Here is a 10,347-nt window from a genome sequence, read left to right on the forward strand (position 1 = left end):
CATAGTGAGAAACGCGATGCCTGAAATTACAACATCGAATGCTAATGCATCGCAGCAACTGTATAACGATGATTTTCTGATGGAACTACGACAACAAATGATGAAATTTGCAGTATTGCAACTTTCTTCATTTCATCAAGCTGAGGATGTTGTGCAAGAAGCTTTAGTCAGTGCTTTACAACATTCAGGTTCTTTTTCTGGCCGATCAGCATTTAAAACATGGGTATTCGCTATTTTAAAAAATAAAATTGTTGATCTAATTCGTCAGAAGCAACGTTTAGTCAGTATGTCTGAATTGTTTGATACGGAAGAAAATGAGCGAAGCGTGGATGAGTTGTTTGATGCTTCAGGGCATTGGCAAAAATCAGAAAGACCAAAAGCATGGTTGAATCCTGAGGAAATGATGGAGCAGCAAGATTTTTGGATGATTTTCGATACCTGTTTGAATCATTTACCAGCAAAGTATGCACAAGTGTTTATGTTGCGGGAAATGATTGAACTTAGTTCAGATGAAATCTGTGAGAAATTAGAGCTAAGTATCTCAAACTTGAACGTTCTAATGTATCGCAGTCGAGTCAGACTACGTGAATGCTTAGAAAACAAATGGTTACTTCAGGAGGATTGTTCATGTTGACGTGCCGAGAAGCGACCCAATTGCTTTCAGAAAAACAAGATCGGACACTGAGCTTCAAAGAAATAAGTGCTTTACAGTTTCATGTGGTGATGTGTAGTTCGTGTCGACGTTTTGGCAAGCAGATGAAGAGCTTAAGTTTATTATCAAAACAATATAAAAAATTTGATGAAAAACAGAAAGATTAAAATAAGAAAGCCTCATATTTCATGAGGCTTTCTTGGTTTAATTTGTACTAAAAACTAAGTTTCAGCACAAATTAAAAATTACATATTCGGGTAGTTTGGACCACCGCCACCTTCTGGCGTTACCCATGTAATGTTCTGTGATGGGTCTTTAATATCACAAGTCTTACAGTGTACACAGTTCGCAGCGTTGATTTGGAAGCGTTTAGAACCGTCATCATTTTCCATCACTTCATAAACACCAGCAGGGCAATAACGTTGAGCAGGCTCATCCCATTTTGGTAAGTTTACGTTGACTGGAATAGATGGATCAGTCAGCTTCAAGTGAGCTGGTTGATTCTCTTCGTGTACAGTATTTGAAATAAAGACAGAAGATAAACGATCAAATACTAACTTGCCATCAGCTTTTGGATAGTTAGGTTTGAATGTTGACGCATCTACAGTTTTAAGTGCAGCAAAGTCTTGTTTTAAGTCATGTAATGTAAATGGTACTTTAAAGACATTTTGGTCAATAAAGTTGAACGCACCACCAATCCATGTACCAAACTTATGCATCGCTGGACCAAAGTTACGTGCTTGATATAACTCTTCTTTTAACCAAGAGTTGTTATATTTATCTGTATAAGCAGTTAACTCTTTAGCAAAATGATCATCGCCTTCAAGTACACGAGCAATGGCAAGATCACCACCTTTTGCTACACCAGCAGCGATGGCTTCAAATACAGCCTCGCCACATAACATGCCTGACTTCATTGCAGTGTGTGAGCCTTTGATTTTTGAGAAGTTCAAGAAACCAGCATCATCACCGATCAAGCAACCGCCTGGGAATGTTAGTTTAGGTAAAGAGTTGAAACCACCTTTCACTACCGCACGCGCGCCGTAAGAAATACGCTTACCACCCTCTAGGAATTGCTTAATCGTTGGGTGTGTTTTCCAACGTTGCATTTCCATGAATGGATACATGTGAGGGTTTTCGTAAGATAAGTCTACGATCATACCCAAAGTTACTTGGTTGTTTTCAGCGTGATATAACCACCAACCACCTGCAGAACCTGTCTCAGACAAAGGCCAACCCGCACCATGCATTACAAGGCCAGGCTTGTGTTTTGCAGGATCGATTTCCCAAAGTTCTTTGATACCAATACCGTAATGTTGTGGATCAGCATCTTTATCTAAATTGTATTTAGCAATTAAACGCTTACCGAGGTGACCACGGCAACCTTCAGCGAATAAAGTATATTTAGCATGAAGTTCATAACCAGGAGTAAAGTTGTGTGTTGGCTCACCATTTTTGCCAATACCCATATCACCTGTTTGGATGCCTTTCACAGTACCATCTTCATGATAAAGTACTTCAGATGCAGCAAAACCAGGGAAAATAGAAACTTCTAATTCTTCAGCTTTTTGACCTAACCAACGAACAACGTTACCAAGAGAAATGACATAGTTCCCTTCGTTGTGCATTGATTTAGGAACCATCCAATACGGCATCTTTTGTGCTTTAGTATCAGATAATAAGAAATAAGTTTCGTCATCCGTTACAGGAACATTCAGCGGAGCGCCTTCTTCTTTCCAGTTCGGGAACAATTCATTCATGGCACGTGGTTCAAGTACAGCACCAGAAAGGATATGCGCACCAACTTCAGAGCCTTTTTCAACCACACAGACTGAAAGGTCAGGTAGGTTGTTTTCAATCGCTAATTGACGAATTTTAATCGCAGCAGATAAACCCGCAGGTCCAGCGCCTACGATCACTACGTCAAACTCCATCGCTTCACGTTCGATGTGTTCCATGTAGGACTCCTCATATTTTAAGGGTGGCAACCGTAATCATTGCTATTCGGTGCTGCCATGAGTGTTCTGAATTGCCAAGCACAAAACTATCTATTGCGCTTGCAAACGTTTGGGATAGTATAGTTTTAAACCTTGATCTCGCCAATTGGCTGAGTGGTCATATTTTCCCGTCAGCAAGGCATAAACTATGATAAATGAAAATGATTCTCCACAGAATACAGGAAAAATCGTGTTGTCTGATGATAAAAACTTAATGAACATTGCACAATACTTAAAAGATGTACAGCAAAGTCACAAAAGGTCAATTCCACCTTTAGACCAATGGCATCCAAAGCATTGTGGCAAAATGGATTTGAAAGTAAAAGCCAATGGTGAGTGGTGGCACGAAGGTCAATTGGTTAAGCGTCAGGCACTCTTAGATCTGTTTAGTAAAGTGCTTTGGAGAGAAGATGGAAAATTCTACTTAAAAACACCAGTTGAACAGATTGAAATTGAAGTTGAAGATGAACCTTTAATCATCAATCAAGCTGATCAAATAGAACTAGATGGAAAAAAATATCTACAACTTACGACCAGTAATCAAGATGTCGTCATTGTGGATGAACAGCATCCGATTTTTATGCGTGAATATGCAGGTGAGTTAAGACCTTATGTTCATGTTCGATTTGGAATCAATGCCTTGATTCAGCGTCAAAGTTTTTATCATCTCGTGAATTACGGCACTTTGTCTGAAAATTCACAAGGTGAAGCTGTTTTAACATTAAAAAGTGGTGATTTAGTCTTGCATTTGAGCACCTGAGGTTTAATCTTTAACAGAGATATTTCACCACTACGTTTTCGTGTATGACAGCTGTTCAACCTATCGCAGAGTTATTAAATCCTATGCCTCATGCATCCTCAGATGCTCCGATAGGTGTATTTGATTCTGGGATTGGAGGCTTGTCGATTGCTCAAGAAATTGCCTCTCATTTACCCAATGAGCGCATTCTTTATTATGCTGACACCGCTCATGTACCTTATGGAGCGCGTTCTGATCAAGAAATTCGTGAGCTAACGGCAAAAGCAATTGAATGGCTTTATAGGCAAGGTTGCAAAATCGCCGTCGTTGCTTGTAATACTGCATCAGCATTTAGTTTGGATTATCTGCGTGAACATTATGGTGAGCATTTTCCGATTGTCGGCTTAGTGCCAGCGTTGAAACCTGCTGTACTTCAGACGCAATCAAAAGTCGTCGCTGTGCTAGCAACACCTGCAACGTTTCGTGGTAAGTTAATTAAAGAAGTCATGCTAAAGTTTGCAGAGCCTGCAGGTGTGAAAGTTTTAACTTTTACGAGCCTCAAACTTGTGCCTTTTGTAGAGGCAGGAGAGCAGATGAGTGAAGCATGTTTAGTTGAGCTTCATAATATTTTGCAACCAGTGGTAGATCAGGGGGCAGATTTTCTTGTACTAGGCTGCACTCACTATCCATTTTTGAAAGATGCTATTCGTCAGATTTTTAATGAAAAGTTAAAATTAATCGATTCAGGACAAGCAGTTGCGCGACAAACAGCGTATATTTTAATAAAAAATAGGTTATTATGTGACAAAATAAGTCATAATATTACACGTATTGAATGTTTCGTTAGTGGACAGAATGCAGTCGAGTTACAACCCGTAGTTCAGCATCTTATGTCGTCACAATTGACGTGGACAATCAATAATTTGGATGAAGTTTAGATATTAAGCTCGACTCATACCATATTTAAAATTTTATTTGGGGTTATCTGTTAATAGGTTTTTGGGCGGTTTAGCTTAAACTTATGGATAAGTGAAGTGGGGCACAGGCTATGCAAGATACTCGTTATCAAGTCTTTATTTCTACGTCTGGCAATGAAATGCAACCAGAGCGAGCAGTACTGACTCAAACTTTGGTGGGAATGGGCTTTTTCTCTTGGGGCTTGGAACAACGCACGCCATTGAGCACATCGATCGCCCGACGTCAAATTGATGACTGCGATTACGTGGTGATTTTGCTTGGCAGCCAGTATGGAGAACAATCTGTGTCTGGCGTAGGTTATATGCATTTAGAGTATATCTATGCGATGACCAAGCAAAAACCTGTGATTGTATTTATGCATGAAGATCCCGACTCGCGTGACTTACAATTGCAAGATAATAAACCTGAATTAAAAGAAAAATTTAAAGAGTTTAGAAAACAGCTACAGCATGATGTTGATCAAATATTTACATACCGTACCTTAAGAGATTTGGAACTAGCTGTTCGTTCGAGCATGCCACAAATGTTAGAGCGTTATCCTGTGGTAGGTTGGGTACGTCCTCAGAACACTCAAGTTTTACAAGATGAGATCGATAGTTTACGCGCCAAACTAAAACAACTCGAAACTGAGATGGGTAGTCGCGAAGCAGATCCAATTTCAATGTTACCTAAGGTTTCAATGCATGAGCTTTATTCTTTTGAATATCGTATGCATGCCTATCAAGATGGTAATTTTAAAGACATCAAAACGTTCCGTAAATTAACATGGGCACAATTGCTCAATGTACTTGGTTCATCTTTTGTTAGTCCAACTCCTGAAGAATATTTTTCAAAACGTATGAATGAATATTTAAATGAAACAGGTTTGGAAGATGCGCGTAAAGAGATGCCAAGAGCACACGCCGTTTCAAGAGCACAGATCAATATACGTGCTTTGCATGAGATAAAAATGCAAATGCGTCAGAATGAATGGATTGTACCTACGGGACGTGATGATCGCCAACGTATGTTATGGCAGCTGACGCATAAAGCTCAAAAGCTATTGGAAAGTAATGTCCTAGATAGTAATCGGGTTTTTCAATTTAAAACAATGCATTAAACCAATTTAAAAAAGAATCATAAAGCTGCTAAAGTAATTGAAGAAATTCAGCTATAGCGGAAACGATCTATGTCAGCGACACCAAAACCAAAAGTCACTGTGATTTTAGCAAATTTAGGTACGCCCGACGAAGCGACTGCACCAGCAGTACGTCGTTTTTTGAAGCAATTTTTATCTGACACGCGTGTAATTGAAATCCCAAAATTTATTTGGTGGGTGATTCTACATGCTTTTGTTCTTCCATTTCGCCCAAAACGGGTTGCTCAAGCGTATGCCTCAGTTTGGTCAACTGACTCACCAATGCGTGAAATTGTTCTCAAACAAACACAATTGATTAAACAGCGTTTGCTGGATGAAAATCATCAATTTGACTTAACGGTTCTGCCTGCCATGACTTATGGTCAACCAAGCATTTATGCAGTATTTGAGCAACTTGAGAAAGTGCCTCAAGAGCATGTGATTTTATTACCATTATTCCCGCAATATTCTGCGACATCCACTGCACCTTTATATGATGCTTTTGCACGATGGATTCCAAATCAGCGCCATTTGCCTGGAATAACCATGATCAAAGATTATTATCAGCATCCATTATTCATTCAAGCTTTGGTGGATAGTGTGCTTGCTTATCAAGAGCAGCACGGAAAACCTGAAAAATTATTGATGTCATTTCATGGTATTCCTCAGCCTTATGCAGACAAAGGTGATCCTTATGCAGATCGTTGTCGTATGACCGCAAAACTGGTTGCTGAAGCATTGCATTTAAATGAAGATGAATGGGCAATCAGTTTCCAATCTCGTTTTGGTAAACAAGAGTGGGTTAAACCTTATACCGATGTTTTATTGGAACAATGGGGACAAGCAGGGGTTCAATCTGTACAAGTGCTGAGTCCTGCTTTTTCAGCAGATTGTCTGGAAACATTAGAAGAATTGGCAGTTGAAAATAAAGAAACTTTCCAACACGCTGGTGGTGGAGAATATGCTTATATTCCTGCGTTAAATACTGACCAAGCACATATAGATTTGCTTGCAAGTCTGGTTCAGGCTAATCTTGATGCTCTTACTCATACCTTAGCTCATCGTTAAGACGATCTTCTTTCACGCCAGAGGTTTTTTTATGCTGCAAGTCAAAATTGTTCCTGTTACCGCATTTGCTCAAAATTGCTCAATTTTATGGGACAGTGAAAGCAAAGAGGCGGTTTTGATTGATGCAGGTGGCGATGCAGCAGTACTAAAAAAAGAAGTTGAAGCTTTGGGTTTAACCGTTAAAGCATTATGGTTAACGCACGGACATCTTGATCATGCTGGTGCTGTAGGAGAATTGGCTGAAGCTTGGAAAATTCCTGTCATTGGTCCACATAAAGAAGACCAATTCTGGTTAGATATGATTCAAGAAGTCTCAGCACGTTATGGTTTCCCAATTCCTCAACCTGTTAAAGTCGATCAGTGGTTAGAAGGTGGTGAAACCTTAAAACTGGGTGAAGACGAGTTCGAGGTGCGTTTTGCACCAGGACATACACCTGGTCATGTGATGTTTTACAATCAAAAGCATGGTTTGCTTTGGACGGGTGATGTGTTGTTTAAAGGCTCGATTGGACGTACAGATTTTCCAAAAGGAAATCATCAGCAGTTACTCGATTCGATTAAAAGAGAATGCTTTAGCTTACCTGATGAAACTCAGTTTATTTCGGGTCATGGTCCAATCAGCACAATCGGTTACGAGAAACAATTCAACCCATTCGTTGCAAGTAAAGCTGGCTAATCCTCGTATTCATCTTCATGACGTTTATCGCCTGCCTGAGGTGCATCTTGGGTAGGCAGTTTATATTCATCGTTTGCCCAAGCCCCTAAATCAATCAGCTTACAACGCTCTGAGCAAAATGGGCGAAATTCATTACCTTCCCAAGTGCTGTCTTGTCCACAACGTGGGCAGGGGAATGTACGTGGCATAGAAAATTCCTACATCAAAAACAAATAGATTAGTCAAAAGCAAAGTGAATTGTTAGACTTATGCCGATTTCTAGATAGTTTGATGTGAATATGTCGATTCGTCAATTTCAAGCACACCGAATGCAAGCACCACGTGATTTTCAGGTGATTCCGAATACGCCGATTTGTGTTGAAATCGGTGCGGGTAAAGGTAAGCATGCTTTACTGTTCACAGGGCAAAATCCGCAAACGACGTTGTATGCCATCGAACGAACTAAAGAAAAATTTTTAGCGATGCAAAAACAGCATCAGCTTGAACCACGTGAATATTTATACCCCATACATGCTGATGCTTTGCCTTGGGTCGTGCATGCTTTGCATCCTGCACAGGTAGAACAGTTTTTTATTCTTTATCCAAACCCAGAACCGCATAATCCAGCACAGCGTTGGTTAAATATGCCGTTCTTTGAGTTTTTGCTTTCACGTCTTCAGCCGAATGGCACCATTACTTTAGCGAGTAATATTGAAGAGTATATTGATGAAGCTGAACAGCAACTGATTCAATTGTGGAAGTTGCCTTATGAAAAGCAAAAAATAGCAACAGACTCTGCGCGTACACATTTTGAAGTCAAGTACTTGGAACGTGGTGAACTTTGCCAACAGTTGATCATCACAAAACCTGAAAATTATTCGACTCGTTTTGATGATTTTGCACCTTTGCAAGGTCAAAATGCTCAAGAGCAATCTGATGTCTAAACGTATTGCGATTATCGGTGCTGGCCCAGCAGGTTTGATGGCTGCTGAAGTATTGAGCCAATATGATTATCAAATTGATGTTTTTGAGCAGAAGCCTTCAGCAGCGCGTAAGTTCCTTATGGCTGGGAAAACAGGTTTGAATATTTCTCATGCTGAGCCAATCGATACTTTTATTCAACGCTATGATCACGCAGCGTGGTTAAGTCCATGGGTGAGACATTGGGACGCGCAGTGGATTCAAGACTGGATGAAAGGTTTAGGTATTGAGTCCTATGTGGGGAGTTCAGGGCGAATTTTCCCGACCGAGATGAAAGCAGCTCCTTTACTCCGTGCTTGGCTAAAACGATTGGCAGATGATGGGGTGAAGTTTTATTATCGTCATCGTTGTGTCGATGTGACCAAGAATCAGTTAACGATTGAAAACCAAACAGGATGTTACACTGATCATTATGATGCGATTGTATTGGCTTGTGGTGCTGTTTCATGGTCACAATTAGGCAGTGATGGTGCTTGGCAACAATGGTTGTCTGAAGATCAAATTGAACCTTTTCAAGCCAGTAATGCAGGTGTATTGAAAGCATGGTCATCATTTATGCAAAACTGTTTGGGACAACCACTTAAACGCGTGGATGCATGGGTGAACGCAGAAAATAAAACGCATGGTGATATTGTGATTACTCACTATGGCTTTGAAAGTGGTGTGATTTATAAATTAGGGCGTGATTTAAGAGCTTTGAATCATCAAAAGCAACCTTTCATATTGCATCTGGACTTATTGCCAGATGTAAGTGCCGAACAATTAGAAAAAAAATTACACAGCAATAAAAAGCAATCCCTAACCAATATTTGGCGAAAAGCAGGCTTAGATCACGTCAAAATTAATCTGTTGCGTGAAGTCACGAATAAAAGCATATGGTCAGATGCAAAACAGATGGCTCAGCAGATCAAGAACCTGAATATTTCACTCGATGGCTTTCGTCCAATCGAAGAAGCCATTAGCTGTGCGGGAGGTGTTAAACAGATCGCTTTGTCTTCTCAATTACAGTTGCAATCAAATCCTTTTGTGTTTTGTTGTGGTGAAATGCTGGATTGGGATGCACCAACAGGGGGATATTTACTCACTGCTTGTTTTGCAACTGGGCGAGCGGCAGGAACAGGGGTACATCAATATTTAATATCTGACACTCTAAGATAATGTTTTAAAAAGTGTTTGTAAATTTAATGTATTTTTCATGTTTTAAATAACGCGATTTTTATCTATTGGCGAGTTTCTTGCAAAGTTGAGATTTATCTTTTCCATAGATGAATATTCAATGTTGCAGAGATTCAAATCTAGTCTATTTCTTCAAGTCATTTTTGCATTAATTCTCGGTATTATCATTGGAATCAGTTTTCACGATTTTTCTTTAGCTTTAAAACCGCTAGGTGATGGCTTTATTGCACTGATCAAGATGCTTATTGCGCCTATTGTTTTCTGTGTAGTTGTACTTGGATTGTATGGAGCAAATGATCTTAAAAAAATGGGGAAGGTTGGCGCAAAAACGATTTTATATTTTGAGATTGTCACCAGTATTGCTTTGGTTTTGGGAATTGTGATTGCATATGTCTTCAAACCTGGCGTTGGTATGAATATTGATATCACCCAGTTAGATGGAAAGGATTTAAATGTTTATACCGAACGTGCGCACACGATGAGTTCGGGATCAGATTTCTTATTACATATTATTCCTAAAACATTTGTAGATGCTTTTGCTCGTGGTGATATTTTACAAGTCTTATTGATCGCTATTTTGTTTGGTGTCGCTTTACTCATGATTCCAAAGCATTTGGCAGAGTTGGTATGTAAAGCAATCGAAGCTTTTTCTGAAGTGTTTTTTAAGATGATGGCTTTAATCATTCGTTTAGCACCAGTTGGGGTATTCGGTTCAGTCGCTTATACCACTGCTAAATTCGGATTAGATTCATTGGTTCGGCTTGGCTATTTAGTCTTATTGTTTTATGTGACTTGTATTTTGTTTGTACTAATTATTTTAGGTGGAATCCTGAAATTTACAGGTTTAAATATATTTAAATTTCTAAATTATTAGGACTTACGCATTGACAGATTCAAAAAAGTATTAAAATGCTTTATAAAGTATCTGTGATTAGACGAATTAAACATGCTTCTACAGCAACCTGTACTCTACCCATTTATATG

The 10,347-nt window shown here is 39.4% G+C and carries 11 protein-coding genes and 1 pseudogene; 10 read left to right on the forward strand and 2 right to left on the reverse strand.

What is annotated here, in order from left to right:
* Positions 1-16: 16 nt before the first annotated feature.
* Positions 17-634, forward strand: coding sequence for an RNA polymerase factor sigma-70 (locus ACSC97_RS02095; RefSeq protein WP_201897825.1), 618 nt, complete (start codon positions 17-19; stop codon positions 632-634).
* Entirely contained in the window at positions 628-819 is a 192-nt protein-coding gene (locus tag ACSC97_RS02100; RefSeq protein WP_201897824.1) for a zf-HC2 domain-containing protein, read from the forward strand. Before ACSC97_RS02095 ends, ACSC97_RS02100 begins: the two co-directional genes overlap by 7 nt.
* 78 nt (positions 820-897) lie before the next feature.
* On the opposite strand, the gene ACSC97_RS02105 is transcribed toward ACSC97_RS02100, so the two are convergent.
* Positions 898-2,610 (reverse strand): electron transfer flavoprotein-ubiquinone oxidoreductase, encoded by a 1,713-nt coding sequence (locus ACSC97_RS02105; protein ID WP_004916716.1) that lies wholly within the window; start codon positions 2,608-2,610, stop codon positions 898-900.
* 187 nt (positions 2,611-2,797) lie between these two features.
* Between ACSC97_RS02105 and ACSC97_RS02110 the strand changes: the two genes are divergently transcribed.
* The 5 genes from ACSC97_RS02110 (at position 2,798) to ACSC97_RS02130 (ending at position 7,227) form a co-directional block, all read left to right on the forward strand.
* On the forward strand, positions 2,798-3,409 hold the full coding sequence (locus tag ACSC97_RS02110) for a DUF1285 domain-containing protein (protein WP_436659084.1): 612 nt from the start codon (positions 2,798-2,800) through the stop codon (positions 3,407-3,409).
* Between the two features lie 44 nt (positions 3,410-3,453).
* The gene (murI, locus tag ACSC97_RS02115; protein ID WP_436659086.1) at positions 3,454-4,326 is read left to right on the forward strand and encodes a glutamate racemase; all 873 of its coding nucleotides are present in this window, start codon (positions 3,454-3,456) and stop codon (positions 4,324-4,326) included.
* Positions 4,327-4,436: 110 nt separating this feature from the next.
* Complete coding sequence (locus tag ACSC97_RS02120; protein WP_004957594.1) at positions 4,437-5,465, forward strand: DUF4062 domain-containing protein; 1,029 nt, start codon at positions 4,437-4,439, stop codon at positions 5,463-5,465.
* A 69-nt stretch (positions 5,466-5,534) separates the two neighbouring features.
* Positions 5,535-6,551 carry a ferrochelatase gene (gene hemH, locus ACSC97_RS02125; protein ID WP_436659088.1) on the forward strand — a complete coding sequence of 339 codons (1,017 nt, stop codon included), beginning with the start codon at positions 5,535-5,537 and terminating at the stop codon, positions 6,549-6,551.
* 31 nt (positions 6,552-6,582) lie between these two features.
* Positions 6,583-7,227 (forward strand): MBL fold metallo-hydrolase, encoded by a 645-nt coding sequence (locus ACSC97_RS02130; RefSeq protein ID WP_004916699.1) that lies wholly within the window; start codon positions 6,583-6,585, stop codon positions 7,225-7,227.
* Here ACSC97_RS02130 and ACSC97_RS02135 read toward each other — a convergent pair.
* Positions 7,224-7,415: a DNA gyrase inhibitor YacG gene (locus ACSC97_RS02135; protein WP_004916696.1), complete on the reverse strand. Its 192-nt coding sequence runs from the start codon at positions 7,413-7,415 to the stop codon at positions 7,224-7,226. The two genes, ACSC97_RS02130 and ACSC97_RS02135, sit on opposite strands and share 4 nt — an antisense overlap.
* 90 nt (positions 7,416-7,505) lie before the next feature.
* Between ACSC97_RS02135 and ACSC97_RS02140 the strand changes: the two genes are divergently transcribed.
* The 3 genes and pseudogenes from ACSC97_RS02140 to ACSC97_RS02150 form a co-directional block, all read left to right on the forward strand.
* A complete protein-coding gene (locus tag ACSC97_RS02140) occupies positions 7,506-8,150 on the forward strand; it encodes an SAM-dependent methyltransferase (protein WP_151711177.1) in 645 nt (214 codons plus the stop codon).
* Positions 8,143-9,345: a TIGR03862 family flavoprotein gene (locus ACSC97_RS02145; RefSeq protein WP_436659091.1), complete on the forward strand. Its 1,203-nt coding sequence runs from the start codon at positions 8,143-8,145 to the stop codon at positions 9,343-9,345. The genes ACSC97_RS02140 and ACSC97_RS02145 overlap by 8 nt, the downstream gene beginning before the upstream one ends.
* A 118-nt stretch (positions 9,346-9,463) precedes the next feature.
* Positions 9,464-10,234, forward strand: a pseudogene (locus ACSC97_RS02150) (cation:dicarboxylate symporter family transporter); the annotation flags it as partial.
* Positions 10,235-10,347 lie beyond the last annotated feature (113 nt).

The sequence above is a fragment of the Acinetobacter sp. P1(2025) genome (genome assembly GCF_051390655.1).
Lineage (GTDB): Bacteria > Pseudomonadota > Gammaproteobacteria > Pseudomonadales > Moraxellaceae > Acinetobacter > Acinetobacter junii.